The organism is Stenotrophomonas sp. SMYL89 (genome assembly GCF_036319985.1).
GTDB lineage: Bacteria > Pseudomonadota > Gammaproteobacteria > Xanthomonadales > Xanthomonadaceae > Stenotrophomonas > Stenotrophomonas maltophilia_Q.
The window spans coordinates 39,799-65,906 of record NZ_JAWIRW010000012.1; the positions used below are offsets into that span (position 1 = coordinate 39,799).

General features: G+C 60.9%; 23 protein-coding genes. 14 read left to right on the forward strand and 9 right to left on the reverse strand.

Features of this window, described 5'->3' with window-relative positions; translation table 11 throughout:
* Nucleotides 1–60: 60 nt before the first annotated feature.
* The 10 genes from V3B41_RS15055 (at nucleotide 61) to V3B41_RS15100 (ending at nucleotide 13,065) form a co-directional block, all read left to right on the forward strand.
* Nucleotides 61–1,245 (forward strand): cystathionine gamma-synthase, encoded by a 1,185-nt coding sequence (locus V3B41_RS15055; RefSeq protein WP_049427963.1) that lies wholly within the window; start codon nucleotides 61–63, stop codon nucleotides 1,243–1,245.
* On the forward strand, nucleotides 1,242–2,024 hold the full coding sequence (locus tag V3B41_RS15060) for an ABC transporter permease (protein ID WP_329861653.1): 783 nt from the start codon (nucleotides 1,242–1,244) through the stop codon (nucleotides 2,022–2,024). The genes V3B41_RS15055 and V3B41_RS15060 overlap by 4 nt, the downstream gene beginning before the upstream one ends.
* Entirely contained in the window at nucleotides 2,014–3,450 is a 1,437-nt protein-coding gene (locus V3B41_RS15065; RefSeq protein ID WP_049427961.1) for an ABC transporter ATP-binding protein, read from the forward strand. Before V3B41_RS15060 ends, V3B41_RS15065 begins: the two co-directional genes overlap by 11 nt.
* Entirely contained in the window at nucleotides 3,450–5,249 is a 1,800-nt protein-coding gene (locus V3B41_RS15070; protein WP_053091928.1) for a methyltransferase domain-containing protein, read from the forward strand. Before V3B41_RS15065 ends, V3B41_RS15070 begins: the two co-directional genes overlap by 1 nt.
* Before the next feature lie 8 nt (nucleotides 5,250–5,257).
* Nucleotides 5,258–7,831 (forward strand): hypothetical protein, encoded by a 2,574-nt coding sequence (locus V3B41_RS15075; RefSeq protein ID WP_329861654.1) that lies wholly within the window; start codon nucleotides 5,258–5,260, stop codon nucleotides 7,829–7,831.
* Nucleotides 7,828–8,559, forward strand: coding sequence for a glycosyltransferase family 2 protein (locus tag V3B41_RS15080; protein ID WP_049427958.1), 732 nt, complete (start codon nucleotides 7,828–7,830; stop codon nucleotides 8,557–8,559). The genes V3B41_RS15075 and V3B41_RS15080 overlap by 4 nt, the downstream gene beginning before the upstream one ends.
* Nucleotides 8,559–10,001 (forward strand): glycosyltransferase, encoded by a 1,443-nt coding sequence (locus tag V3B41_RS15085; RefSeq protein WP_157804765.1) that lies wholly within the window; start codon nucleotides 8,559–8,561, stop codon nucleotides 9,999–10,001. Before V3B41_RS15080 ends, V3B41_RS15085 begins: the two co-directional genes overlap by 1 nt.
* The gene (locus V3B41_RS15090; RefSeq protein WP_049427955.1) at nucleotides 9,998–10,705 is read left to right on the forward strand and encodes an NAD-dependent epimerase/dehydratase family protein; all 708 of its coding nucleotides are present in this window, start codon (nucleotides 9,998–10,000) and stop codon (nucleotides 10,703–10,705) included. Before V3B41_RS15085 ends, V3B41_RS15090 begins: the two co-directional genes overlap by 4 nt.
* Before the next feature lie 142 nt (nucleotides 10,706–10,847).
* On the forward strand, nucleotides 10,848–11,603 hold the full coding sequence (locus tag V3B41_RS15095; RefSeq protein ID WP_197620095.1) for a glycosyltransferase family A protein: 756 nt from the start codon (nucleotides 10,848–10,850) through the stop codon (nucleotides 11,601–11,603).
* On the forward strand, nucleotides 11,596–13,065 hold the full coding sequence (locus V3B41_RS15100) for a glycosyltransferase (RefSeq protein ID WP_152906553.1): 1,470 nt from the start codon (nucleotides 11,596–11,598) through the stop codon (nucleotides 13,063–13,065). Before V3B41_RS15095 ends, V3B41_RS15100 begins: the two co-directional genes overlap by 8 nt.
* Nucleotides 13,066–13,887: 822 nt before the next feature.
* On the opposite strand, the gene V3B41_RS15105 is transcribed toward V3B41_RS15100, so the two are convergent.
* The 9 genes from V3B41_RS15105 to V3B41_RS15145 all read right to left on the reverse strand — a co-directional run bounded on the left by V3B41_RS15105 (nucleotide 13,888) and on the right by V3B41_RS15145 (nucleotide 22,414).
* Nucleotides 13,888–15,537, reverse strand: a complete 1,650-nt coding sequence (locus V3B41_RS15105) for a hypothetical protein (RefSeq protein ID WP_100451143.1) — start codon at nucleotides 15,535–15,537, stop codon at nucleotides 13,888–13,890.
* Nucleotides 15,538–15,544: 7 nt separating this feature from the next.
* Nucleotides 15,545–16,267, reverse strand: a complete 723-nt coding sequence (locus V3B41_RS15110) for a glycosyltransferase family 2 protein (RefSeq protein WP_049427949.1) — start codon at nucleotides 16,265–16,267, stop codon at nucleotides 15,545–15,547.
* Nucleotides 16,268–16,270: 3 nt separating this feature from the next.
* A complete protein-coding gene (locus tag V3B41_RS15115) occupies nucleotides 16,271–16,684 on the reverse strand; it encodes a capsular biosynthesis protein (protein WP_049427947.1) in 414 nt (137 codons plus the stop codon).
* Nucleotides 16,638–18,098: a hypothetical protein gene (locus V3B41_RS15120; protein ID WP_049427946.1), complete on the reverse strand. Its 1,461-nt coding sequence runs from the start codon at nucleotides 18,096–18,098 to the stop codon at nucleotides 16,638–16,640. The genes V3B41_RS15115 and V3B41_RS15120 overlap by 47 nt, the downstream gene beginning before the upstream one ends.
* Nucleotides 18,095–19,009 (reverse strand): hypothetical protein, encoded by a 915-nt coding sequence (locus V3B41_RS15125; RefSeq protein WP_049427945.1) that lies wholly within the window; start codon nucleotides 19,007–19,009, stop codon nucleotides 18,095–18,097. Before V3B41_RS15125 ends, V3B41_RS15120 begins: the two co-directional genes overlap by 4 nt.
* Nucleotides 19,006–19,803, reverse strand: a complete 798-nt coding sequence (locus V3B41_RS15130) for a glycosyltransferase family 2 protein (RefSeq protein ID WP_049427943.1) — start codon at nucleotides 19,801–19,803, stop codon at nucleotides 19,006–19,008. Before V3B41_RS15130 ends, V3B41_RS15125 begins: the two co-directional genes overlap by 4 nt.
* A gap of 370 nt (nucleotides 19,804–20,173) precedes the next feature.
* A complete protein-coding gene (locus tag V3B41_RS15135; protein WP_049427941.1) occupies nucleotides 20,174–20,638 on the reverse strand; it encodes a GtrA family protein in 465 nt (154 codons plus the stop codon).
* A 91-nt stretch (nucleotides 20,639–20,729) separates the two neighbouring features.
* The gene (locus V3B41_RS15140; protein ID WP_197632505.1) at nucleotides 20,730–21,668 is read right to left on the reverse strand and encodes an electron transfer flavoprotein subunit alpha/FixB family protein; all 939 of its coding nucleotides are present in this window, start codon (nucleotides 21,666–21,668) and stop codon (nucleotides 20,730–20,732) included.
* Complete coding sequence (locus V3B41_RS15145) at nucleotides 21,668–22,414, reverse strand: electron transfer flavoprotein subunit beta/FixA family protein (protein ID WP_014035896.1); 747 nt, start codon at nucleotides 22,412–22,414, stop codon at nucleotides 21,668–21,670. Before V3B41_RS15145 ends, V3B41_RS15140 begins: the two co-directional genes overlap by 1 nt.
* Before the next feature lie 259 nt (nucleotides 22,415–22,673).
* Here V3B41_RS15145 and rfbB point away from each other — a divergent pair, with 259 nt between their 5' ends.
* From rfbB to rfbD, 4 genes are read left to right on the forward strand one after another with little or no spacing between them, the layout of a single operon-like run.
* A complete protein-coding gene (rfbB, locus tag V3B41_RS15150) occupies nucleotides 22,674–23,729 on the forward strand; it encodes a dTDP-glucose 4,6-dehydratase (protein ID WP_049427939.1) in 1,056 nt (351 codons plus the stop codon).
* Between the two features lie 14 nt (nucleotides 23,730–23,743).
* The gene (gene rfbA, locus V3B41_RS15155) at nucleotides 23,744–24,631 is read left to right on the forward strand and encodes a glucose-1-phosphate thymidylyltransferase RfbA (protein ID WP_049427937.1); all 888 of its coding nucleotides are present in this window, start codon (nucleotides 23,744–23,746) and stop codon (nucleotides 24,629–24,631) included.
* A complete protein-coding gene (gene rfbC / locus V3B41_RS15160) occupies nucleotides 24,628–25,185 on the forward strand; it encodes a dTDP-4-dehydrorhamnose 3,5-epimerase (RefSeq protein WP_049427936.1) in 558 nt (185 codons plus the stop codon). The genes rfbA and rfbC overlap by 4 nt, the downstream gene beginning before the upstream one ends.
* A complete protein-coding gene (gene rfbD / locus V3B41_RS15165) occupies nucleotides 25,182–26,075 on the forward strand; it encodes a dTDP-4-dehydrorhamnose reductase (RefSeq protein WP_197620101.1) in 894 nt (297 codons plus the stop codon). Before rfbC ends, rfbD begins: the two co-directional genes overlap by 4 nt.
* Nucleotides 26,076–26,108: the final 33 nt, after the last annotated feature.

Consider the following 26,108-nt stretch of genomic DNA (forward strand, 5'->3'; position numbering starts at 1 on the left):
GCGCTGATAGACTTCCGCACCTTCGACGGCGCCGAGCTTCGGCGCCCCTCAGGAAAGAACATGTCCAACGCTACTTCCCAGGATCGCGCCCTGGCCCTGGCCACGCTGGCCATCCACGGCGGCCAGTCGCCCGACCCCAGCACCGGCGCGGTGATGCCGCCGATCTACGCCACCTCGACCTATGCGCAGTCCAGCCCGGGCGCGCACCAGGGCTTCGAGTACTCGCGTACCCACAACCCGACCCGCTTCGCCTACGAGCGCTGCGTGGCGTCGCTGGAAGGCGGCACCCGCGGTTTTGCCTTCGCTTCGGGCATGGCGGCCAGCTCGACCGTGATCGAGCTGCTGGACGCCGGCAGCCACGTGGTGGCGATGGATGACATCTACGGCGGCAGCTTCCGCCTGTTCGAGCGCGTGCGCCGCCGCACCGCCGGGCTGGATTTCAGCTTCGTCGACCTGACCGACCTGGCTGCGTTTGAAGCGTCCATCACGCCGAAGACGAAGATGGTGTGGATCGAGACCCCGACCAACCCGATGCTGAAGATCGTGGACATCGCCGCTGTGGCCGCCATTGCCAAGCGCCATGGCCTGATCGTGGTGGTCGACAACACCTTCGCCTCGCCGATGCTGCAGCGCCCGCTGGAGCTGGGCGCGGACCTGGTCCTGCATTCGGCCACCAAGTACCTCAACGGCCACTCGGACATGGTCGGTGGCATGGTGGTGGTTGGCGACAACGCCGAACTGGCCGAGCAGATGGCCTTCCTGCAGAACTCGGTGGGTGGCGTGCAGGGCCCGTTCGACAGCTTCCTGGCCCTGCGCGGCCTGAAGACCCTGCCGCTGCGCATGAAGGCCCACTGCGCCAACGCGCTGGCCCTGGCCCAGTGGCTGGAAAAGCACCCGGCGGTGGAGAAGGTGATCTACCCGGGCCTGCCGTCGCACCCGCAGCATGAACTGGCCGGCAAGCAGATGGCTGGGTACGGCGGCATCGTCTCGATCGTGCTCAAGGGCGGTTTCGAGGCGGCCAAGCGTTTCTGCGAGAAGACCGAGCTGTTCACCCTGGCCGAATCGCTGGGCGGCGTTGAAAGCCTGGTCAACCACCCGGCGGTGATGACGCATGCGTCGATCCCGGTTGCGCGCCGCGAGCAGCTGGGCATCAGCGATGCGCTGGTGCGGCTGAGCGTGGGTGTTGAGGATCTGGGGGATCTGCAGGTGGATCTGGAGCGGGCGCTGAGGGTTGCCTCTGTATGATGGGACGCCGCATCGAACTGATGTTGAGCCTGGCCGGCCGCGACATCAAGACGAAGTACAAGCATTCGCTGCTGGGCGCGCTATGGGGCGTGCTTGTGCCGTTGATCATGCTTGGCATCTATACAGTGATCTTCGCCACCATCTTCAGTGCCAAGTGGAAAGGCATTGAAGTGCACAGCAAGGTCGACTACGCCGTGTTGCTGTTCATTGGCTTGATCGTCTACAACTTCTTTGCAGAATCATTGACGCGAGCACCTACGGCGGTTCTCAGCAATCCCAACCTGGTCAAGAAGGTAGTCTTCCCGTTGGAGGTACTGCCGCCCGTGGTGGTGTTGTCATCGCTGTACAACGCTGGTGTGGCCACGGTCGCGCTCGCGGTGTTCCTGGCCTTCAGCAGCTTTGGCCTCCATTGGCAGATTATCCTCCTGCCGGTCCTGATTCTGCCGTTGCTCATGCTTACGATGGGCGTGGCCTATCTGTTCGCGTCTCTCGGGGTGTTCTTCCGCGATGTAGATCAGATTGCCGGATTGCTGGCGCGGGTGCTCCAGTACCTGACACCTGTGCTTTATCCATCGATCATTTTTCCCGATGTGATCGGCAAGTGGATGCGGCTGAGTCCGCTGGCTGTCTATGTCGAGCAGACCCGCGCGCTGATCGTGAGTGGCACATTGCCGGATTGGCCTTCCTATGGCTGGGCCGTCGCTTGGTCATTGGCCATTTTCTTCATTGGTTTCTGGTGGTTCCAGCGGACCCGGAGGGCGTTTGCCGATGTCGTCTGAAGATCTCGTGATCGATATCGAGAACGTCAGCAAGGTGTTCAACATTTTTGAGAAGCCTTCTGATCGACTGCTGCAGATGCTGTTGCCACGGCTGGGGCGTGTTCTGCCTGTTGGTAGCTCGTGGACTTCGCGTCAACGTGGGCGTGAGTTCTGGGCGCTGCGTGATGTCAGTTTGAAAGTGAAACGGGGCGACGCGGTCGGCATCATCGGTCGCAACGGTTCAGGAAAATCGACGCTGCTGCAGATCATCGCCGGCACACTTGCACCGACAAGGGGCAAGGCCAAGGTCAATGGACGGATCGCTGCGCTGCTTGAGCTGGGAAGCGGGTTCAATCCGGATTTCACCGGGCGCGAGAATGTCGTGCTCAATGGCATGATTCTTGGCCTGACGGAGCGTGAGGTGATGCAACGCTTCGATGCTATTGCCGCCTTCGCCGACATCGGCAGCTTCATCGATCAGCCCGTGCGCACTTACTCCAGCGGCATGATGCTGCGGCTGGCATTTGCAGTGCAGACCCAGGTCGAGCCGGACATCCTCATCGTGGATGAGGCCCTGGCTGTGGGCGACGCGCTCTTCCAGAAGCGCTGTTTCCAGCAGATGGAGGCGCTGCGGGCCAACGGTTGCACCCTGCTCCTCGTCTCCCATGACCAGGAGTCGATCAGGACGTTGACCGATCATTCGATCCTCCTGAGGGACGGCACCGTGCGGGTTGCGGGGCCGTCATCGGACGTGGTCCTCGAATACAGGAAGCAGCTGCATGAGGATGAGCGCGACTATTACGCTTCGGTCAGTGCGCAGCACCTGCAGTTTGCCCAGAAAATTGTTGACGCGCAGGTGGCTGGCGAAGGGGCCGCGGATGTGGAGGGCCATGAAGGTTCTGCGATCTTGGGTGCCCGCAGCGACAAGTTGTCCTTCGGCGACTATGACTGCGTGATCGAGCGGGTGCGCGTGCTCGACCAGCGCGACGAGGAGTGCGCCTACTTCCTGCCGCAGGACAAGGTGGTCATTGAAGTGACCGGGCGCCCGAAGCGTGACATGGACCGACTCAACATCAATGTCCGGCTTCGCAACAAGGAAGGGGTGAAGCTCTACTCGTGGGGTACTTTGAACCAGGATGTTAATGCGTGGGCCGAGCGCGGACGGGATGATTCAGGGGTGTGGAACATGATGTTCCCGGCGGACGTTCCTTTCGTGGTGCGGTTTACCTTCGATTGCGCCCTTGGCATGAACTTCTATGAAGTCCAGGTTTCTGTTTCAGAAGAAATCGAGCAATTTGGCGGAGCACAGCGCATGCTGCATTGGCGTGACGAGGCGGCCTTCTTCCAAGTGGGCATGAGGCAGAAGGAATACACATTCGGTGGTGTCTGCGATCTCCGCATGCACGCGGAAGTGGCCGGAATTCAGCGAAATACGGAGAAACTGTGATGCAAACAAGCACGAATGTTCCCCGTTCCGCGTTGTCCCCCGCGGCGTTGCGCGTTGGAGTTCGAAGACTGTATGACTGGTTGGCTGCGGGTCCGGTTGCGCTGCTCGGAAATTCCGAGCCGGCATTGGCGCGCGGCCTGCGGCAGTGCGGATATGAGGTGCTTGATGGAGTGGAAGGCGCAGCGTCTGCGGTCCTCGTTGTTGATCATGCAGATGTTGGCTCCGCCGATGAGTGCCTGCAGTCATTGCTGGCGGATATCCGTATACCCGTATGCCTTCTGGTCGGGGGGGGGGCGGCAACCAACGTAGCGCGTGCCCAGTGGGAGGCAGCGGCCATCCGCCAAGAGTGGCGCAAACATCCGCAGAACGAGCGCGTAGCGCCATACGGTGAGTTGGATCGTGTCAATGGGTTGCTGTTGATGGCGTTCGAACGCGTGCCCGACGCAGCCATTGCTGCCTATCCTCTGAGCGCGCTTGTGGAAGAGCGCGATCTGCATACGGACATGACTCGCGAGGCTGGGCGACGATCCGATGCGCACATGGCCCGCTATGCACAGGCTGCGCAGTTCATTCGACCTGGGGATCGCGTCATCGACGTCGCATGCGGCTTGGGGTACGGCTCCTACCAGCTTGCCCACAATAGCCAGGCGGCCTCGTTCATTGGACTTGATGCCAGTGACTATGCGGTGGACTACGCCAGTACCTGTTTTGCCCCTGATGCCCCGGTAGAGATGAGCTTCGTTGTCGGCGATGCGCAGGATCTGTCGGGAATGGCTGATGGTTCCGCGGACTTCGCGGTATCTGTGGAGACGCTGGAACATCTTCCTGAGCCTGATCGACTGCTGGCGGAGCTGCATCGGGTGCTCTCGCCGGAAGGGCGCTTGTATGCAAGCGTGCCTAATGACTGGTCGGACGAAACTGGCGAGGACCCGAATCCATTTCATTTCCATGTATACGACTGGCCGCGACTCATCAACCAGTTCCATCGGAATGGTTTCGTTATCGAGAGGGCGTGGTTGCAGGATGCCGGAGGTGGCCAGAAGCGGCATCTGTCGGTGCGCTCCATGCTTGAGATCGATCCGCACGCAGGTCCAAGCTGCGATGGTGAATGGCTGCTGGTGCTCGCCCGCAAGACCGATGCGGCAATGGAAACGGGGGACGATCCGCTGCGTCCGTTCCGCGAAATGCTCGCCAACGGACAAACTGACGCCGCATTGCATGAACTTGAGGCCCATTTCGAAACGGGAGAACCGCTGCTCCAGGCCCGCTCGCGTGCGGCGGCGGCTGTGCTTGCGACAACCACTGGGACGCTGGAGTCCGCTGCTGCGCATTGGGAGCATTGCCGGACAGCGGCCCGTGAAGCATTGGTCGAGCCATCCATCGAGGCCGAGGCGGCCGCGCTTCTGCATCTTGCCGCGGCCCAGCTGGCATTGCCAACGCATCTACGCTTTGCTCGATTGAAACTTCTGATTCGGATCCGAGCCCCGATCATCTGCGATCTGCTCGGCCCGGAGCCCGCATTGCTGGGCGACAACGATGATCGCGCCGTGTCCGCGGGCATCGGGGATGGCAATGGGCAGTCGAGCCTGAGTGCTGGCGATGTACAGCAGCTTGTGGATGCCAAGCGATGGCTTGATGGCAAGTACCACGAGCAGCAGAAGCATATTGCCGAACTGGAGCAGTACAACGTCGAACTCGAGGCTGCTCGCAGATGGCTGGACGCGCAGTACCACTCACTGACGGCAGAGGTACAGCGCCTCGGACAAGCGTCTGCTGCTGCGTCCGGCGATAGCAGGTAGCAATCGCCATGAGCGCGCCAGATTCATCAATGTCCTCCGCGCAGCCGGCGACTACTCTGTTACCCGACGGATTGGCGGAATTCTGTCTGCGGATCTGCGGGCCGGGCCGGGTAGTCCTGTTCGGCGCCGAGATGACGATGCTGACCGCGCCGTTGCGCAGGGCAGGCTGCGAAGTTTCCACGACTCAGATTGAGGCGGATGGCGAGCGCCCGGAATGGATGGTCGCTTGGGCGCAGACCGATGCATTGCGGTCCGAGGCGCTCGGATCTGACGTTTCCACGTTGGTGCTGGTGGGCGGTGCAGGCGCAGACATGCCCGCCTGGCGGGAGCAAGCCTGTGAGCGTGGATGGGATCTTCACCCCGCGATCTTCACCATGCCTGGCGTTCTTGGCAGCGCTGCCTTGTTGGTGCTTGCTCGGAGCGGGGTCAGATCGACCTCCGCCGATACGATTCCGCATGCCAGCTTTCACGGTTTAGCGGCCGCCCTCGTACGTCCTGGTGATGCAGTCATGGCGACCGAAGCCGCTGGGGACGGCGTATGGCGGATCGTGCAGCAGCAATCACGCTGCCGCTGGTTGGGCGTGCTGGCATCGCGACCACCCGCCCCGTCGCAGCCCGGCCTCGAATGGATCAACCCTGCGCGCTGGCCGGAGTTCTCCGATTTGCTGGATGTGGTGATCACGCAGATGGCCGTCGATGCCGCGGACTGGCACGGGCTGCTGCGGAATGCACATGCTCCACTGCGGCGAAGCGGGCGGCTTGTCCTGCGCGTGCCGTTGGCGCATGGACTCGATCCGCTGTCACATTTGGTGACTTGCTTGGAAGAGTTGGAGCTGGTGGTGGATCGCGCGTGGTATCAGCGTACTGCCGGCCGGACTGGTCTTGAGCAGTTCCACGAAATTGACCGCGAGACTCCGCTCGCCACTGCGCGCGGGGAGAGCGCCGACGCAATTGTGCTGCTCGCGGTGAAAACTGGCGGGCGAGGGGTCACGCAGGACCCTTCCGCGCAGGTTCCCAACATCATCGCATTCCATCGCGACTATCAGGACGCAAGCGTTGTCCGCTTGATCGTTTCCATGGGGGAGCGGATCGAATCACCGGTGCTACGCCGGCAGCTTGCCCGCAGCGTACTCGACTCGTCGTCACCGACTTCCGCCGATCACGGTGCTGCCCTGTGCGTACTGCTCTATGACGCGGAAGCAGCCGCCGGAGACAAGCGTGAGGTGTTGCTCGCTGCCGTCTGGCACTACATCACCGAGCCGGCTGCCAATCCTACGGTGCTGCGCTGGCAGGTTTCCCTCGCCTTTGCCGCCGCTCAGCTCTACCAGGCCGATGGCAGGCTGGAAGAGGCGGCTGAGCTCTATCAGCGTGTCCTGGCATTCGATGTGCTGGCCTTCAGCCCGCTGCTGGGTACCAAGACCACCGCCGCCGCCGCAAGGTTGGGCTGGATCAGGTTCGGCCAAGGCAACGTCGATGCTGCGCGCATGGCATGGTCCCGCGGTCTGGACGAGGCGCGGCGGCTGTCCGCTCAGGCGGACTGGTCCGAAGTCGTGGCTGATCCTGCGGCGCCGGAGACATTCTCGATGCCGGAATTGGCCGTGGTCATGGATGAAGCCGGTGGCCTGGCGACTGCGTTGCGGGTAACTGCTGAGTCTCCACTGCGGCCGGGGATTGCTTGGCAAGGGGGAAACCATACCTGGAAAGCACAATTGCAGGAGGCGCGCACGGAACTGCGGCTTCAACAGGAGTGGATCGGCAAATTGCAGGTTGCCAAGGACTGGCTCGACGGTCAGTACCGCCACCTCAACGCCGAGTTGGAGCGGCGGGAGGGGGTGGAGCGCGTACTCGAGTCACAGTTGCTTGTGCTCGCTGAAGATATGGACGAACTGCGTTCGGATCTTCAGAGGCATCGAATCGAAAGTGAAACGCTGCAGGAAGGAAAGGCATGGCTGGACGGGCACACTGCACGTCTCGCCACCGAGCTAAGGCGACTGATGGCGCAGCACGAGGAGCTCTCGTCTGCGAAAAACTGGCTGGATGCCCAGTACCAGAGTCTGAGTCTTGAGCTCGACCAGCGCCTGACGTGGCAGCGCCAGCTGCAAGAAGGCAAAGACTGGTTGGAGCAGCAGTACTACCGGCTGCATGAGGAGTTGGCACTGCGTACCGAAGAGCTTCAGGCATCGCAGTCCGAGAATGAAGCCAGGGCGGCAGAGATCGTGGGCCTCCGGGCCGCATTCCGCTTTGCGCATCTGCATGCGGAAGCTGAATGGGCGGGGCTGCAGGATGAGCTCCAGCGGAGGCGGGAGGAGCTGGCGCAGGTGCACAACGCGTATCAGCGCCAATCAGCTGCACTGGACGACAAGATCGCAGCACACCGGAAGCTGGAGGAGGCAGCGCGTGATCTCGCCGCAGCAACCGGGCTGATCATCGGCAACTCACCTCAGCTGCGATTCCCGGCCGAGGCCATCGCAGAAGAGATGACCTCGCTCGCGTCAGCACTTCAACGCATGCCGCTGAAGTCCGTGGTACGCACGGCATTGCGTTTGCTTACCAAGCTGCTCGATTGGAGACATCCGCGATGATGGCTGAACTTACCGTCGTAGTGACTTTCCATCGCGAGGGATTGTTTGCATATGCTGCGCTGCGAAGCTACATGCGGTCGCGCCAGCATGCGTCTGCCGCCGGATCGCAGGTGAAGTTCGTGCTGGTATTGGACAATGCAGATGAGAAAACCAGCGCAATTGTGCGCGGGCATCCTGACCTGGAGGGAGATGAGCTGATCCTCGTCACTTCAGCAGGAGATCCGGCGCTGGCGCGCAACCTGGGTATCGAGCAGGCCAGAAGCACCTTTGTCTGCATCCTCGATGGCGATGACCTGATCAGCCGGGATTACTTTCAGCGACACTTGGCCTTTGCTGCGGCAGCTCCAGTTCGGTCCGTTCTTCACGCCGAGGTGGTTGCCAGCTTCGGCAGGGAAAATGGAATCAGTCTGCAGCTTGATCAGCGCAGCATGCCATTTTCGCCGGACGTGCTGCTCCACGCGAATCCTTGGATAAGTGCCGTGTTCGCGCGCCGTGAAGTCTTCAGTCAGATCCCCTACGTCGCCTGCCGGCCAGAAAAGACCGGATATGGCTATGAAGATTGGCATTGGAGTTGCCAGACCGTGGCGGCGGGCTACGAGCATCTGATCGTGCCACGCACGGCCTATTTCTACAGGCTCAAGCACACAGGCTCGGTCAATGCGAGCAGCGCCGCCATGCGCGCCGTCTTGCCACCGAGTGATCTGTTCGGTCGATGGGAGCATTGTTGATGCGGCGTCTGTTCGCTTTGGCGCGTCGTGTCGATGTTCGCCAGCTGCTGCGTAATCCACGAATGGAACTGGGCCGCATCATGGTCTGGCTGGGTCGACGCATTGAACGCGTGGGTCGGAATACCGGCAGCGGGCACAGACCAATGCCGGACTGGCTGCATGAGGAAATGGTGGCGCTGGCGGCGATCGAGCCGGAGCTGTTGAGGGAGGGTGACGAGCCCAGGCGCTTTGGCCACGCTTCGATCCCGCTCACCAACCGCCCGGGCGAGATCTATCGGGAACTGGTGGAGTCTGTCGGCACTCAGTCAGCCAGCCACGTTCTCATCTTGCCATGGTTGGTGCGGGGAGGGGCTGATCGGGGGGCGCTGCATCACCTTCGGGTCTGGGCAGAGGCGCTGCCCGCAGGCAAAGCATTGCTTGTTCTTACCGAGGACGTTGCCTCTCCTTGGCTTGAGCGAGTCCCAGCGGCGGTCAGGGTGCTCCCATTTGGCCGGATTGTGGGCGGCATGGCATTGCCCGGTCGCGTGCAACTTCTGACCCGGCTGTTGCTGCAGATGCAACCGGCGGTGATTCACAACATCAATTCAAGGGTTGCCTGGCAGGCGTTCGCGCAGCACGGGCTGGCGCTGCGCCAGAAGTCAGGGCTGTTTGCTTCCCTGTTCTGCGATGACCGCGATGAGGAGGGGGTTCCAACCGGATTTGCCCGAAGTCACCTGCGCGACAGCTATGCAAACCTGGTGACGGTTTTTTGCGACAATAGTGTCTATCCGAACATCTGGTCCAGGGAGCTTGGTGTTCCTCGACAGCTGTTCAGCGTGCTGCGCTTCCCTTATGACCAGAAGGTTGTCCGGAAGGAGGGGCCGTATCTGATCGAAGGTCCTGCTCGAGTACTCTGGGCAGGGCGTTTTGATCGCCAGAAGCGGCTTGACATTCTCCTCCAGGTCGCAAAGTCAATGCCATCAGTAGGATTCGACGTGCATGGGGTATCCGAACTGGGCCGTCCGGATCCTGCAGTCAAGGAGATCAGAGGATTGCCCAACGTAGTCCTGAACGGTTCATTCGAACGGTTCGACGACATCGTGCGTCCCACGCATGCGGCGCTGCTTTTCACCACATCATGGGAAGGATTGCCGACACTGCTGCTTGATGCTGCGGCCGCGGGTCTGCCGATCGTGGCGCCAGCAGTCGGGGGGATCGGCGATCTCCTCGATGCTGCTTGGTTGGTTGATGATCCCGATGACGTTGCTGGATTCGTGGCGAGGTTGAAGGACCTGGGACATGATCAGGCGCTGCGTGAACAGCGTCGGATCGAGCAGTACGCCTCGCTATCAGATGGTCGGGACTGGAGCACCTTCGTCAAGACACTGCAAGACATACCGTTCTACCTGCCGGAACTGCCGGCAGCGCCTGACATATCTATCGAGCAAGGAAGAATTCAGTGATTATTGGACGAGGCCTGGTTGCCAAGGCCTTCGCCGGCAAGTGGCCGCAGGACGGGGCGACTGTGATCGTTGCTGCAGGGGTGTCCAACTCCGACGAGCGGGAGCAGGCTGCATTTGATCGTGAGAAGCGTCTGCTGGATGAGGTGTTCACTTATCCGCAAGCGCGCCGGGTTGTCTATTTCGGAAGCTGCGCAGTTGGCAATCCGGACGAGCCGAGGACTCCCTACCTGCGGCACAAGACTTGGATGGAGTCTCGGGTGCTGGCCGATGAGCGTGGCAGGGTGTTCCGGCTTCCACAGGTGGTTGGCGAAGGAGGCAATCCACATACGCTCACCAATTTTCTCAGCCAACGCATTCAGTCTGGTGAGCACTTCGAGGTGTGGGTACGCTCTGAGCGCAATCTGATCGATGTCGAAGATGTGGTGACCCTGGTGACCCATGTGCTCTGTCACCCCGAGCAGTTCCCGCGGATGATGCCGCTCGCAGATGCCCAGTCGACCCGTATGCCTGACATTGTTCATTGCATGGAACGTGCGCTCGCGAAGCGCGGGAACTACAGCATTCTTGAGCGCGGTGCCGCGTTTCCGATTGATACCACGGACTGCCTTAGGGCCGCCAGGGCTTGCGGTATTCACTTTGGCCCAGGATACCTGGAGCAGCTCGTGGAGAAGTACTATGGCGTCGCCAAGAGGGTTCGAATCTAGGAGGAATGGCCATTCGCGTCAGGACAGGTCCCCTAGTATCATGAAGATCGTTAAGTACGCTTAGAATTCAGTAGATTGGGGCGCAAATGAATGCGAAGAGGACGCGGCGAGCTGTAGTGCCGTCGAGCCGCAGGAGCGGCAAATGACCAGGCCAGCGCTGAGCGCCATCGTCACTTTCCATGGAGAAGGAATCCTTGCGCACACCTCGCTGCGCTCGTACGCGCTGTCCCGCAAAGTGGCGCGGGAGCATGGGGTCGAGGTTGAACTGGTCTTGGTGCTGGACAACGCGGACCACCAGACCCGCATGTTCGTGACCGAGCACCCCGATCTGGATGGGACTGAAATTCTTGTCGAGACCCGGCTCGGGGATGCGGCACTTGCACGCAATGCGGGTGTGGCAGCGTGCCGGGCAGACTATGTGTGCACTCTGGACGGTGATGATCTTGTCTCCACCGGCTACTTCCTGGTGCACATGAAGGAGGCCGCTCGCCAGCAAGGGCGCTTCGTTCTGCATCCTGAGATGGTCCTGAGCTTCGGCATGTACAGTGCGTTCAACTGGCAGGTGGATCAGGAGGGAGGTTACTACGATGAGAACGCATTGCTCACTGTGAACCCCTGGATCAGTGCAGCGTTCTCCACCCGCGAGCTGTTCGAGAGCATTCCCTACGTGGCCTGCTACCCGAAGCGAACTGGCTTCGGGTACGAAGACTGGTACTGGAATGCGGAGACGATTGCCCGCGGAGTGGTCCACCGGCTCGCCTGGGGATCGGCTTACTTCTACCGGCGCAAATGGCATGGTTCTCTCAACGAAGCCAGCCACGCATTGAAAACCGTCATTCCCTGCACCTCGCTGTTTGCCCTTGGGCGCAAGCGCGGCAAAGGACAAGGCCATGTTTGATCAACTCACTCATAATCGCTGGGTCCGCAATCGGTACACGCGCCGGGTGGCACACTGGGTCCGCCGTGTGCTTGCCATGCTGTCCGCAAAGTCGACAGATTCGAATGCGTCAACGTATGGCATCGCATCGGCACCTACGATGCCGGTCTGGCTGCAGGATGAGATGCGTGCACTTGCTTCGATAGAACCAGAGTTGCTGCCGCCAGGATCCGGCGTGGAGCGCTACGCCTTCTATTCGGTTCCGATGGATACCCGGCAGGGGGAGGTGTATGCCGCACTATCCGATGCCATTGGTGGAGAGCCGTATACGCATGCATTGCTTGTGCCATGGCTGAAGCCAGGTGGGGCGGATCGGGGAATCCTTTATCACGCAAGCGCCATCGCGCAGAGCGATCCGTTGGCACGGATTCTTGTTCTTACGACTGAGCCCGCTTCGTCGCCATGGGCCTCCAGGCTGCCGGCGCAGGCCCAATGCGTCGATTTCGGGAACATTGCGGCTTCCCTGGATTTCAACCAGCAAGTCAATGTAATGGTGCGTGTACTGCTGCAGTTGCGCGCGCCGACGGTTCATCTTGTGAACTCCCGTGTTGGTTGGGATGCAATCCTGCGCCACGGGCTGGCGCTGACCCAGCACTCGCGATTGTTTGCTTCGCTGTTCTGCGATGACTACGACCAGCGGATGAATCCGGTCGGTTACGCGCGTGACTATCTGCGCTACTGCTACCCGCACCTTTCCACGGTAATCTGCGACAACTCGCGTTATCCGCAGATATGGTCGCGTGAGCTGGGCATTCCTCGTGGTTCCTTCACCTTCATCCCGTTCCCATATGACGGTCGGGTGGCCGAATCGTGCGGACAGGCGATCTCTGCGGACGGTGCCAGGCGCGTGTTGTGGGCCGGCCGTCTCGACCGGCAGAAGCGCCCGGACATCCTGGCAGCGATCGCTACGCGGATGCCTGACGTGCACTTCGATGTGTACGGTGCACAAGTGATGTCTGGCGCAGCGGTGCAGGATCTCTCCCAGCTACGGTCTCTGCACAACGTTACTCTCCACGGCGAATTCCAGAGGCTTGAGGACGTGGCAACCCCTGATCACTTTGCCTATCTGCACACGACGGCGTGGGAAGGGACGCCGACCATCCTGTTCGATGTAGCCGCGGCGAGACTGCCGATCCTCGCACCGCAGGTGGGGGGGATCGTGGACTTCCTCGCAGAGGAGGATATGGTCGAGCGTTATGACGACGTGGATGCATTCGTTTCGCAGCTAAGACTACTGCAGTCCTCTGCTCAACTTCGCAGCGAGCGCGTCCAGCGACAGCTTGAATCGCTTCGCCGGAATCGCCGCTGGGAGGACTTCACCGCATCGCTCGAAGCCCTCGATGGTTACCTGACTGCCCGGAAGAGAAATGCGTCGGCAGGAACGGAAAGAGAGATCAACGCGGTGCACGTGGCGCGTGGTTGAGATCGTGACGTGAAGAGAGCGCTTGGCCGCGCTCTCGGCGCGATTTCACGGGTGTTTCCGCAATGCAGTTGGAGCCCCGCCCGGTCGCAGTCCGGACGCCGGGCTGGTTCGAGGCTGATCGCCACGTCCGCTAGATCTTTCAACAGAGTTTTCGTTGAGTCGGCCACGCAGTAGCCGCTGCTGATCCTTCAGATCGGGCCTCTTGCCCAAGAGTTCAAGCGCCAGGCGAAGAGGCTGTGCTCTGGCGAGACCGGCTTCGTCACCCTGGCCACAGCTACAAAAACCAATGGACTCTTGGCTGAAGCAGTTTCGGGATCGGCGCCAGCACCACGATAGGCAATGCCTGCAATGAACGTGGTGCTTCCGTAACAGGCTGCTTGACTGATCGCGTTCTGCGTCGTCTGTTGCGAGGGCGGGGCTGATTGCTCGAGGCCTCGCCCGCCGAAGAGCTGGAGAGCAGCTTTCAGAGCAGCCTCAGTTGCCTTCCCCAAGATTGAGATTGGTGAGAGTGCGTAGTCCGGTGCTGGAATATCCTGGCCCAGGGGCCGCGGCGATAGAGCTCCGTTGATTGACGACGGTGGTATCGGGTGCTCGTCATTCTCGCGTCGCATCGATACCCATACGGCGGGTTGCTCCCAACGCCGTCTCGGCGCAGATTCAAGGAGACGCCGAGTCCGCAGGAGCACGCTTCGTGCGCCTGTCACTAGGAGGGCGGACTTGGAGTATCAGTCCGCACGCAGAGTCCCGTAGCGCCGGACCGGCGCTGGCTTCCATCAATTCCCACAACCGGTATTTGGTCCTAGGCGAGTCCCACGAAATGATTCAAGTGTTTCGGGCCGTCCCGGCCGACCAGTTGCTGCGAACTCTCTGAGCTCCGGTTAGCAGTCGAGTTGACCAGCTGGTTCCCTGCAGATGCAGGCGAGCTTCCAGAAAAGCTGTAATCAGGAGTACTGAACCGGCTATTTCGACCGTGAAGTAGTACTTGAAATGCGATCCTGGAGCGAAAAGTACCATTGCTGGAATCCTGGAAAGAATCAGCACAGCCGCCAGGCTGCTTGCGGGTGCCCATCGGTAGGCCAGTACCACCAAAAGAAGCAGTACCAGTTCCGGAATGAAATTCCACCACAGGAACGACCCCTTAAGGTGCATACCCTGGTATTGCGTGGTCGAACTTAGGGCCGCCATAACAGATTCGCGGGAAGGCCCAAGAGTCCCGAACAGACTGCGCACATGCGACATCGGTCGGCCGTCGGAATAGTAGGGATTGGAGGCGTTCAAGGTTGACCAGTTCCCTGCGATGTCACCCTCGACAAATGTGAGCGTCCTTGGGCCGAGGCCAGAGGCATACCCTGCTGTCATCAGCTTTGCAGAGACGAACTTCGCCGGGTTTTCGACAATCAAAGTAGTCACCGCAGCCAGGAAGCCCTGCTTCTGTTCTTCTGTCGCATTGGGATTCATCGCCTGGTCCCAGTACAGCGGGATCTCCTGTGGAATTGATCGTTCGACGACACGGTCATATGGAATGATGGGGTCAACGGCAGTACGAGCGGCGCCAGGCGTGCTTTCGTAATAGGGGCCCTGTACTAGCTGGCCGAGCGGGTTAAGAGCCAATGTCAGTTGATATCCCCAGCGGTTCTGCCATTCACCCAGAACCGATGGCAGCAGAAGACTGCAGACCAGCAATGGAGCAGCGAATGCAGAAAACAGCAGCGCTGTGGAGCGCGGACTGTGGAGTACCTTGATCAGAACGATGGCCATGGCAATGAATGCCGGGAGCAATCCATCGGTCCGGACCACTAGGCCCAGGGCGGACAGCAGGCTCAGCGCGACTATGTAGCGCGTAGATGTCCAGTGCCGATCAAGCAGGTAGTTGAGCAGCACCAATGCCAGTGCGACCTGGATCATCGCGAAAGGCACGTCTCGACTCAGCAGCAGGCTCGTGGATACGAATGCAACCGATGCAGCCAATGGAAGATGCAGGACGATCCTGGCGATAAGTCCGCCACCCAAGCGCCGGACAGTCCAGTCGGCATAGGCTAGCAACATCGCGGCCATGAGAACTTGAACCAAGCTGATCGCCCAGTATTTCGGAATCACTTGCAGGACAAATTGATAGCCGACCGGGGTCATGAACCCAAGCCAGCTATCGATGGGGAAGTTGAGTCCATACAAGTAAGCCGAATAGGTATCCGACATCAAGATTCCTGGCCAGACCAGTGCCAGTGCGGCACCGAGCCACATGGCCCAGGCCAGGAAGACCAGTCGCGACGCGGTATCGGCGAGTAGGAAAAGTCGGAAAGACAGCAGCAGCGCAATGGACGCCGTTCCAGCGCCAGCTAGGCGAAGAAAAAGCACTTCCGTGCCGCGCCCATTCATTCCAAACCAGTCCGCTGACCACGCTACGGCCAGGTAGAGGGCGAAAGAAACTGCAGCTGCACCGAGCTGGCGTGCTGACGGCTGTGAGATCGACATGGCTCTTCTACTGCTGCAGGGAAAGGAATGCGTCCAGTTCGGCGGGAGTTCCGAGTGGGACGACATCGCAGAATTCCAGGACCGAAACGCTGACCCGAGCGTTCTGCTTGATCATCGTGTTGTACATGGGGGCGATGTAAGCTTCTCCGCGCTCAAGCCCCGAACCGCTTGCGCCGAAGTGTTGCTCGTAGGTGCGGCGATACAGTTCCGGAGAGCGGAACCAATAGAGTCCAACTGTCGCCAGCTCCGAAATGCGATGTTTCTCGCGAACCTCCAACGCGAGTCCGTCCTCGCCCAGGCGAACGAAGCTCCAGTGTGTGCCGGGAGCCAAGAAGCAGGGAATATGACCGTCGACATTCCCGCCTGGGGGCTGCATGCTGCCGGGCGAGATGTGTGTGTCTATATTGAAGATCGCAATCGGTGCATTAGCCTGGCAGTGATCAATGGCAAGCAGGGCCGTTGTTGCTTGTCCATTGGTCAAGCCGTCGATCTCGACGATCTCAACATCATCGATGCCCAATGCTTTGCATTGGTTGATGATGAAGTCGCGTGCATGGTCTTCCCGCCGAACGACGAAGACGCAACGAGCGGGCATGTAGCCTTTCAAGCTAATCATTGACCAAGCGAAAAGGGTGGAGCCTTTTGCTTCTATCATGTACTTCGGCACGGTGTATCCGGCCGCAGCGAAGCGCGAACCCAGCCCAGCCATGGTTATCAGCAGAGTCGTCATGGATTAATCCGTGTCCCTGTCGCCATTCAGCAAGTTCCGGATCTGATCAAAGGACAAGTCGCGGAACTCATCGGGCCTGACCGTGCGGTCGTCGACGTAGAACCCGTCCTTTCCTGGCCACGGTTTGGCAAAGTAGAGCTCGTCGTAAGGGATATCCCAGCGCTGCAACCACTCCACCATCTGTGGCGCAGTGACTGCATTGATGCGCCCGAGGTTGCCATCGAACGTCCGCATGTTGCGGGAAGTGCTGAGCGCGATCCGGAAGCCCAGCTCACGATATTCGCGCATTCGGGAAATTATCTCCGGATAAGGCACGAGATCCGAGTAGCTCTCGCCGTCCTTCTTGATCGGACAGAGCGTGCCATCGACATCAATGACCAGTGTTGAATCGTTGCTGATAGTTTTGCTCGATGTCATGAAGGATATCCGTTGCGTTGATCAGGAATGCGAGAACTTTGTGCTTTCTGTCAATGTGCAATGGCAGCATTGACAGGAACAAAGACAATTCGTGGAGGCGGACAAGCAGGGGGTCGTAACCGTTATCGGTGAGCCACTCAAGGAATCTATTCTTTGCGTCATCAATGCCCGCGTGTGCATTGACGATCAAGCTCAGCCGCCCATCTTGGTCAACTTCAAGTCGATATAGATCCTGGTTGATGAAGTCATAGTCGCCGAGGATCGAATGCGAGAGTTTGGCGACGTCGTAACTGGGGTCGGTCCACAGTTCGGCTTCTGTGATGGCGCCCTTGGGGTCAATTAGTTTAAGAAGCCTGCCGTGACGCTCATACAGCATGTTTGAGAAGCATAGGTCTCCGTGCCCGATGCACTCTCGAGACGTGGCTACTGGGACGCTTTGGGTGACCTTGTTGTACAGGTCGGTGTAGCGGGCTGTCAGTTCATCGAACGACGTGTATGGCGTGCCGATGGCAAGCCAGTTCTCCAGCTCGCGGCCCTCCGGCAGTGCGCGCAATTCCTCCATCCGGCGCATGAGCTTGTTCAGATAGAGCTCACGCTGTGTGGCGCTGCAGACCTCGACATCTACCTGACGGCTTGGACGTTCTTGAAGGAACGCGCGCAGCAGGGAAAGCACTTGCTGTAGTTCGGGGCCGGATATGGCGCCATGAACCCATTGCAGGGCTACGTCAGCAACCTGCAGTCTTTCCATCCGATATTCTGCGCCGCTGGCTTCCACGCGCAGGTCATAGGGCATGACAAACCATCGCCGCATCGCTTGAGGAAGCAGGTACCAGTAATCATGCTCGGCAGTAATTTTGCGGGCGTTGGAAGAGCGCTTGCTGATGGTGAGCTCATCGGCGCGGATGTCATTGAAATGGCGGGCCTCGAATGCCCCTGACAGAAGCGACAAGCAGTTCCGGTAGTCATTCAGGTCGACGAACGCATCCGAGCCATCCATGACCACCAAGCCAGGAAGCGGCGGCTGGTCCAGACCTTTTATCAGCCTTCCCAGGGATATCCCCGAAGCGCTATACAGCACTGCTTGGTTTCCAACACGAATGTGCGCGTCGATGGCAGCAAGTACCAGGCGCTTTATCAGCGCGGAACCGCTGCCGATATCACGGATCCAAACGCACGCTGGAACCATGAGTGTCCTGCACTCGTTCAGATTCGCTTGTTCTATTGCCTGTGTGAGGTCGCCATCGGAACGGACAACGTGGATATCGCTGCAGCCCACCTCCATTGCTCGAGCCTTCATCCAGCCAAGCAGGGCACTCCGGCGGTAGTTGACCTCGCCGAACCGCCGATGCCCGATCAGGTCACTGACGGGGGGTGATGCCGTCTGGCGATCGTCAATGACAAGGTGCAACGTCATGCTTGTTCTCCGGAATAGCGCTTCTGCCTATGCTCAATGCGGTAGCTGGTCTGCCTGGAGCGGCGCCGTGCCAGCGAGCTGTAAAGGCAATAGATGCTCGATGGAATGGTTGCCGTGGCGAGAGTCAGGGTGACTACGTTCCAGTAGCCTGCGTGCCAAGGTGAGAATGCCGACTGCAGCAGGACGGATTCGAACATATCGATGAAGCCCGCGAGCTGACCAGGTGCAGGGTCGACGTTCATGGCGATAAGGTAGAACGCAGTGAAATCAAGGATCCAGATTCCAATGGTCACCAGGAGCAGAAGAAGGACGCGGCCGCCCATCATCTGCCGGAATGCGCTGAAGGCTGCCTCGAATGTATTAAGCAAGGTCAATGCATGCAGTCCACGCACGCTGCTGGAGCCAACCAGGATGAGCTGACGAAGTTCTGTGGAAGTTGCGCGACTGGTGAGATAGGCGGCAAGTGCAAACAGAAGCACGGTTAGAAGCACCGCAGCGAGCAGGCCGATTGCTGCATCGCTGTATCCGCTCGAAGTCAGAGCCAGAATGGCCAACAACAGGACCGAGGCATCGAGCACCTTTTCGCTGGCATAGGCTGCCAAGCCAGCCGCAGGCTTGCGGGCGAGCCGCATGATGGCCCATGCCCTGGTGAGCTCACCGAGCTTGAATGGAGCCACCGCACTGAGCCAGGTGCTCCATGCATGGGTCGCCGACACATTTGCCAGCGAAGGCTTCTCGAAGATGAAAAACATCACCAGCCGCGACACGCGCAATAAATGAGAGATGGCGTATGCGATCACCGCTACCCAGATTCCAGGGCCAAGGTGGGTGCGGGTCGTCAGCCAGAAGATGGCCAGCCCAAGCGCAGCCGCAGGTAGCACAAGGTCGAGGAGGCGGGGAAATATCCTCACGCCCCCGTCCTCGATTGGTAGATCACCTCGGTCCTGTAATCCGCAGTTACGCGCTGTCGGTGATCCCTGGATAGAAAGGCGCGTGGCCGCAAGGCGAAGGCGCCCAGCAGTGCCAGCACCTTTGATGCCTGGCGGAAAAGTCTGACATTCGAAATCTGGTCGTCCTCCCGCCAAGTGATCGGGAAGAACGTCATGCTGTGGCGCAGGTGGCTGTGAGCCAGCACCATGCAGTAGTTGAAAGTTAGGTCATCCGGGAAGCGCAGATGGAAGCCACCCCTGAAGATTGCAGTACGGTAGCTGTTCAGGCCTGACCCCAGGTCATGCAGCCGCTTGCGAGCCACGAGCGAGAACAGCAGGTTGAACACTTCGTTGCCGAAGGTTCTAAAAGCGGAGTAACCAGGCAGGGTGCTACCGGGCATGAATCGTGCGCCCAGCAGCGCATCCAGATTTACGCTGTCCCCGGACAACACCGGGACAAGATCGGCAATCGACCCCTGATCGTCGCCATGCAGAATCGTTACGCGTTCGAACCCGTTCTCCAAGGCATGCGCGAAGCCCACCTTCTGCGATCCACCCAATCCATAGTTTTCCACGTTGCGGCAGACCTGAATCTCGCAGCTCGTGAACTGACGGGCTGCGTCGCATGCGACCTGAAGCGTCTCGTCGGTGCTCCGGTTGTCGATCACGAGGACACGATCAACAAAGCCAGTCGGGAGCGATTCGAACTGCCTGAGCACACGGGCAATCTGTCGCGCACAGTTATAGGCGGGGATGAAGACAAGGTGTCTGCTCATGCGTCTCTTTCTGATCGCGGCGGGAATAGGTCGTGCAACAGTGTATTTGAATGGCGCCCCGCAAGATGGCGACACCTCTCAGGCAACGGTTCAGGGAAGTTCCGCGCGGGAGCGAACCGAAGGTGCGGTCAATGGCGTCACAGGACGGGAGATATTAACATCACATGAGGGCATCTCCATGATCCTCCGCCCCTGGTTGGCGACCCGTTGGCATGGAAGGCGCGCGACCCGCCTCCCCTGGAATCGCACCTGCCCCGGGTTGGACGATTGCCTTGGCTCGGGGATCCGGATGCCGAGGAGCTATCAGCGCTGTTGGCTCATTTCACTCAGGCCAGACGGAGGCCGGCTGATTGAGTCTCGCAGGCCTGGATCAGGGATTTTCCTTGGCATTGCCGGAATGGAGAAGAAGTCGAGCAACAACGAAGTTGAGGGTCATTGTGAATGGTGTGATGGCAATCTTGAGAAGCGTCTCCGGGCTGCCTGACGTAATGTCGTACAAGCGAGGACCGAACGTGCTCGTCAGCCAAGCCAAGGCGAGCGAAATCAGCATTATGTGAACCGCCTGCCAGGCCAGCCATGCCAGATACTTGAGCCCATCGTGCCCGCCAGCGCCGTCAAAAATCCTCTGGCGGGAAACCAGAAACACGAAGGTTGCCGCGGAGGTATCTGCGATGGCGTTGGCCCATCCCACCGGCAGGTGTACCAGGTGTACCAGCAGCCACAGCAGGCCCACGGCGATTACAAGCCCGGTGCCTGAAACGATGAAGAAGCCTGCGTACTGCTTCAGTAAATTCCGGAAGCCAGCACGGACGCCGGCCAACGGCGTACTTGTCATGGCGCAGTTCCCCGCCGTGCCAGGAAGGCAGGCGCGCGTGCGCGCGCGCCTTCTTCCGCGACCAGCAGAATCCAACTGCCAGCGCACCTCATCAGAGCAATGTCTCCAGCTCCGGCAGGATCGTGAACAGATCCCCCACCAGGCCGATATCGGCAATCTCGAAGATCGGCGCATCGCCGTCTTTGTTGATCGCCACGATCGTGCCGGCATCCTTGATGCCGGTCAGGTGCTGGATGGCACCGCTGATGCCGACAGCCACGTACAGTTCCGGCGCGATGATCTTGCCGGTCTGGCCGACCTGCAGGTCGCTGGGCACATAGCCGGCATCGACGGCGGCGCGCGAGGCACCGACGGCCGCGCCGAGCTTGTCGGCCAGCTGGAAGATGACCTTGAAGTTCTCCTCCGAGCCGACGCCACGGCCACCGGAGACCACGCGCTTGGCGCTCTGCAGGTCCGGGCGGTCGCTGGCACCGGCGGCCAGGCCGATGAAGCGGGTGTGGGTCGGCAGGGCAGCATCGACGCTGGCCGCTTCAATGGCGGCACTGCCGCCCTGGGCGGCTTCCGGCCACGACGCGGCGCGCACGGTGGCGACCACGATCTGGTCGGCCGGGGCTTCCACGGTGATGATCGCGTTGCCAGCGTAGATCGGGCGCTTGAAGGTGTGGCTGCCTTCGACGGTCATCAGGTCGGAGACCTGGTTGACGCCGAGCAGGGCGGCCACGCACGGCATCAGGTCCTTGCCGAAGGTGGTCGACGGGCCGAACACGTGGCTGTAGCCCTTGGCCAGCTGTGCGATCTGCGGCGCCAGGACCTGCGCGATGGCCTGCGCGTTGGCGGCGTTGGCCACGGTCAGGACCTTGGCAACGCCGGCGATCTTCGCGGCTTCAGCGGCGACGGCGGCCGGGTCGGCGGCCAGCACGACCACATCGATGCTGGCGCCGCTGATGGCGGCGGCGGCGCTGACGGTCTTGGCGGTGGCGGCGTTGAGCTTGCCGTCGTGGTGCTCGGCGATGACGAGAATCTTGCTCATTACAGCAACCCCTTCTGCTTGAGTGCGGCAACCAGTTCGGCCGCGTCCTTGACCATCACGCCCTTGCTGCGCTTGGACGGCGCGGCGTACTGGGTGGTCTTGAAGGTGTCGGCGGCTTCAACGCCGAGATCGGCCAGCTGCAGGGTCTCCAGCGGCTTGGCCTTGGCCTTCATGATGTCCGGCAGCTTGATGAAGCGCGGTTCGTTCAGGCGCAGGTCGGTGGTGACCACGGCCGGCAGGTCCACTTCCAGCGTTTCCAGTCCGGCGTCGACTTCGCGGGTCACCGTGGCCTTGCCATCGGCAATGTCCAGCTTGCTGGCGAAGGTCGCCTGCGGACGGCCCCACAGCGTGGCCAGCATCTGGCCGGTCTGGTTGGCGTCGTCGTCGATGGCCTGCTTGCCGAGGATCACCAGGTCCGGCTGTTCCTTCTCGATCAGCTTGAGCAGGGTGCGTGCGGCGGTCAGCGGCTGGATGGCCTGGTCGGTGACCACATGGACCGCGCGGTTGGCGCCCATGGCCAGGCCGTTGCGCAGATGCGCCTGGGCATCGGCCGGAGCAATGGTGGCGACCACGACTTCGCTGGCGATGCCCTTGTCGCGCAGGCGCAGGGCTTCTTCCAAGGCGATTTCATCGAAGGGGTTGGGGGACAGCTTGACGCCGTCGGTGACCACGCCGGAACCGTCCGGCTTGACCTGAATGCGGACGTTGTAGTCCACCACGCGCTTGTACGCGACGAGGATTTTCATCTGGTACGGGGTCCTTCAATAACGGAGAGAGCGTCCGGTCCTCGCACAGCAACCGGTTCGGGGGTGGGATCCCGATTCTAGCGGGTGACGGGGCACCATGCGAATGCGTATGGTTTTGCTGCGATGCAGCAGAATCCGCGAGGCCCTGCGTGTTGTTCACGGTGTGAGGGCAGTAGTGAAGGTGCCCCCGATGTATCCTGTTGCGCTGAGTCGGGCTGCCGGGTGCGGCCCACATGGATCATCAACAGGAGAACAGGTAGTGCCCACATGGCTTGTCACCGGCGGTGCCGGATTCATTGGCGGTAACTTTGTTCTCGAAGCGGTCGCCCGTGGCATCAAGGTCATCAACCTCGACGCACTGACCTATGCCGGCAACCTGACGACGCTGTCCAGCTTGGACGGCAACCCGCACCACGTGTTTGTGCAGGGTGACATCGGTGACAGCGCGCTGGTATCCCGCCTGCTGGCCGAACATCGGCCGGATGCGGTGCTGAACTTCGCTGCAGAAAGCCATGTGGACCGTTCGATCGATGGTCCTGGCGCCTTCATCCAGACCAACGTGGTTGGCACCCTGGGCCTGCTGGAAGCGGTACGTGACTACTGGAAGGCCCTGCCGGCCGAGCAGGGCGCGGCGTTTCGCTTCCTGCATGTGTCCACCGACGAGGTGTACGGCACCCTGGGTGAGACCGGCAAGTTCAGCGAAACCACCCCGTATGCGCCGAATTCGCCGTATTCGGCGTCCAAGGCCGCCTCCGACCACCTGGTGCGTGCGTTCCACCACACCTACGGGCTGCCGGTGCTGACCACCAACTGCTCCAACAATTACGGCCCGTACCATTTCCCCGAGAAGCTGATCCCGCTGGTGATCGCCAAGGCGTTGGCCGGCGAGCCGCTGCCGGTGTACGGCGATGGCAAGCAGGTGCGCGACTGGCTGTTCGTGTCCGACCACTGCGAGGCGATCCGTACCGTGCTGGCCAAGGGTCAGGTTGGCGAGACCTACAACGTCGGTGGCAACTCGGAAAAGCAGAACATCGAAGTGGTGCAGGCCATCTGCGCGCTTCTGGACCAGCGTCGCCCGCGTGAGGATGGCCAGCCGCGCAGCAGCCAGATCACCTACGTGGCCGACCGCCCGGGTCATGACCGCCGCTACGCGATCGATGCGTCGAAGCTGAAGAACGACCTGGGCTGGGAGCCGGCCTACACCTTCGAGCAGGGCATCACCTTCACCGTCGACTGGTACCTGGACAACCAGGCATGGGTCAACGGCGTGCTCGACGGCAGCTACCGTCTGCAGCGCATCGGCACTGCGGCCTGAACCCAGGAGACCTCATGACCCAGCGCAAGGGCATCATCCTCGCCGGTGGCTCCGGCACCCGGCTGTATCCGATCACCAAGGGCGTCAGCAAGCAGCTGCTGCCGGTATACGACAAGCCGATGATCTACTATCCGCTCAGCGTGCTGATGCTGGCGGGCATCCGCGAAGTGCTGATCATCAACACTCCCCATGAACAGGCTCTGTTCCAGCAGCTGCTGGGCGATGGCTCGCAATGGGGCATGGACATCCAGTACGCAGTGCAGCCCAGCCCCGATGGGCTGGCGCAGGCCTATCTGATCGGTCGCGACTTCGTGGCCGGCAAGCCGAGCTGCCTGGTGCTGGGAGACAACATCTTCCACGGGACCGGCCTGCGCGAGGTGCTCAGGCGTGCCGACCAGCGGGATGCAGGTGCCACGGTGTTCGGTTACTGGGTGAATGATCCGGAACGCTATGGCGTGGCCGAGTTCAACAAGGATGGCAGAGTGATCGATCTGGTCGAGAAGCCCGAGAATCCGCGTTCGAACTATGCTGTGACCGGCCTGTATTTCTATGATGGAAAAGCCAGCGAGTACGCGGCCGAGTTGAAGCCTTCGCCGCGCGGCGAGCTGGAAATCACCGATCTCAACAAGCGCTATCTGGCAGAGAGCAACCTGCACCTTGAAGCACTGGGTCGCGGCTACGCCTGGCTGGATACGGGTACCCATCAGTCGTTGCTGGAAGCCTCGAACTTCATCGAGACCATCCAGACCCGGCAGGGCCTGCAAGTGTGCTGCCCTGAAGAGATCGCCTTCGGGCAGGGCTGGATCGATGCGGCCAAGCTTGAGGAACTGGCTGCACCATTGAGCAAGAATGGCTATGGCCAGTATCTGGTCAAGCTGTTGCAGCGTGGTGTCGTGCCGTGAAAGTCATCGAGACGAGTCTGGCTGGATGCAAAGTGATCGAGCCGAACGTGTTCGGCGATGCCCGCGGATTTTTCTTTGAAACATGGAATGCCGACCGGTTCGCTGAGGCGGGGCTGGAGGGCGGCTTCGTACAAAGCAATGTTTCGTCGTCGAGCAAGGGCGTGCTGCGTGGCCTCCATTACCAGTGGCCGCGCCCGCAGGGCAAGCTGATCTCGGTGCTGCAGGGTGAAGTCTATGACGTCGCGGTGGACATCCGCCGCGGCTCGCCGACCTTCGGACGCTGGGAAGCGGTGATCCTGAGCGCCGAAAACAAGCGGCAGTTCTGGATTCCAGAAGGGTTCGCGCACGGCTTCGCTGTGCTTTCTGATACGGCGCTGTTCAACTATCTGTGCACCGATGTCTACGTAAAGGAGGCCGATGCTGGCGTACGCTGGAACGATGCCGATATCGCCGTGGATTGGCCGGTCAGTGCACCGACGTTGTCGGCCAAGGACGAGAACGCGCCGTTCCTGAAGGACATCGCTGAGGACCGCCTGCCGGTCTACACCCCATGACGGTGCTGGTCTTCGGCGGCAACGGCCAGGTCGGTCAGGAACTGCTGCGCGCTTTGGCACCACTGGGTACGGTGTTGCCAACCACGCGCAGTGGCCGGTTGCCAGATGGCCGTGCCTGCGAAACGGCCGATTTCAGCCAGCCCGACAGTCTGCCGGCGCTGCTGGACCGCCTGCAGCCGTCGATCGTGGTCAATGCTGCGGCCTACACGGCTGTGGATCGTGCCGAGCAGGACGCAGAGGCCGCCTTCGCTGCCAATGCGCAGGCGCCGGGTGTGATCGCACGATGGTGTGCGGCGCATGGCGTGCCGTTCGTGCATTACTCCACCGACTATGTGTTCGATGGTCAGGGTTCCGCGCCGTACCGCGAAGATGAGTCGACTGCACCGCTGGGTGTATATGGCACCAGCAAGCGAGATGGTGAGGATGCCGTACGCGCGGCCGGTGGCCGCCACCTGATCTTCCGCACGGCCTGGGTCTATGCCTCGCACGGCGCGAATTTCCTGCGCACCATGCTGCGCGTAGGTGCCGAGCGTGATGCGTTGCGGGTAGTGGCCGACCAGATCGGTACGCCGACCCCGGCCGCGCTGATCGCCGATGTTACCGCGCAGGCGCTGCAGCATCCGGATCAGCTGTCTGGTACCTGGCACCTTACCGCCAATGGCCAGACCAGCTGGCATGGGTTCGCCGAGGCGATCTTCGCCGAAGCGTTGGCCACCGGCGTACTGGTCAAGGTGCCGACCGTCGAGGCGATTCCCAGTTCCGAGTATCCGACCCCGGCCAAGCGTCCAGCCTGGTCGGTGCTGGACAACCGCAAGCTGCAGCAGGATTTCGGCATCGTGCTGCCGACCTGGCAGGACGGCCTGAAGCGGGTGATGGCGGAGATTGCCTGACCCGGTAGGCGACGTGCCGACCAACGGTCGGCA

Bases quoted from the DNA above. Each gene is read 5' to 3' on its own strand.
- V3B41_RS15055 (WP_049427963.1), top strand. From the start codon at position 61: ATGTCCAACGCTACTTCCCAGGATCGCGCCCTGGCCCTGGCCACGCTG.
- V3B41_RS15060 (WP_329861653.1), top strand. From the start codon at position 1,242: ATGATGGGACGCCGCATCGAACTGATGTTGAGCCTGGCCGGCCGCGAC.
- V3B41_RS15065 (WP_049427961.1), top strand. From the start codon at position 2,014: ATGTCGTCTGAAGATCTCGTGATCGATATCGAGAACGTCAGCAAGGTG.
- V3B41_RS15070 (WP_053091928.1), top strand. From the start codon at position 3,450: ATGCAAACAAGCACGAATGTTCCCCGTTCCGCGTTGTCCCCCGCGGCG.
- V3B41_RS15075 (WP_329861654.1), top strand. From the start codon at position 5,258: ATGAGCGCGCCAGATTCATCAATGTCCTCCGCGCAGCCGGCGACTACT.
- V3B41_RS15080 (WP_049427958.1), top strand. From the start codon at position 7,828: ATGATGGCTGAACTTACCGTCGTAGTGACTTTCCATCGCGAGGGATTG.
- V3B41_RS15085 (WP_157804765.1), top strand. From the start codon at position 8,559: ATGCGGCGTCTGTTCGCTTTGGCGCGTCGTGTCGATGTTCGCCAGCTG.
- V3B41_RS15095 (WP_197620095.1), top strand. From the start codon at position 10,848: ATGACCAGGCCAGCGCTGAGCGCCATCGTCACTTTCCATGGAGAAGGA.
- V3B41_RS15100 (WP_152906553.1), top strand. From the start codon at position 11,596: ATGTTTGATCAACTCACTCATAATCGCTGGGTCCGCAATCGGTACACG.
- V3B41_RS15105 (WP_100451143.1), bottom strand. From the start codon at position 15,537: ATGTCGATCTCACAGCCGTCAGCACGCCAGCTCGGTGCAGCTGCAGTT.
- V3B41_RS15110 (WP_049427949.1), bottom strand. From the start codon at position 16,267: ATGACGACTCTGCTGATAACCATGGCTGGGCTGGGTTCGCGCTTCGCT.
- V3B41_RS15115 (WP_049427947.1), bottom strand. From the start codon at position 16,684: ATGACATCGAGCAAAACTATCAGCAACGATTCAACACTGGTCATTGAT.
- V3B41_RS15120 (WP_049427946.1), bottom strand. From the start codon at position 18,098: ATGACGTTGCACCTTGTCATTGACGATCGCCAGACGGCATCACCCCCC.
- V3B41_RS15130 (WP_049427943.1), bottom strand. From the start codon at position 19,803: ATGAGCAGACACCTTGTCTTCATCCCCGCCTATAACTGTGCGCGACAG.
- V3B41_RS15135 (WP_049427941.1), bottom strand. From the start codon at position 20,638: ATGACAAGTACGCCGTTGGCCGGCGTCCGTGCTGGCTTCCGGAATTTA.
- V3B41_RS15140 (WP_197632505.1), bottom strand. From the start codon at position 21,668: ATGAGCAAGATTCTCGTCATCGCCGAGCACCACGACGGCAAGCTCAAC.
- V3B41_RS15145 (WP_014035896.1), bottom strand. From the start codon at position 22,414: ATGAAAATCCTCGTCGCGTACAAGCGCGTGGTGGACTACAACGTCCGC.
- rfbA (WP_049427937.1), top strand. From the start codon at position 23,744: ATGACCCAGCGCAAGGGCATCATCCTCGCCGGTGGCTCCGGCACCCGG.
- rfbD (WP_197620101.1), top strand. From the start codon at position 25,182: ATGACGGTGCTGGTCTTCGGCGGCAACGGCCAGGTCGGTCAGGAACTG.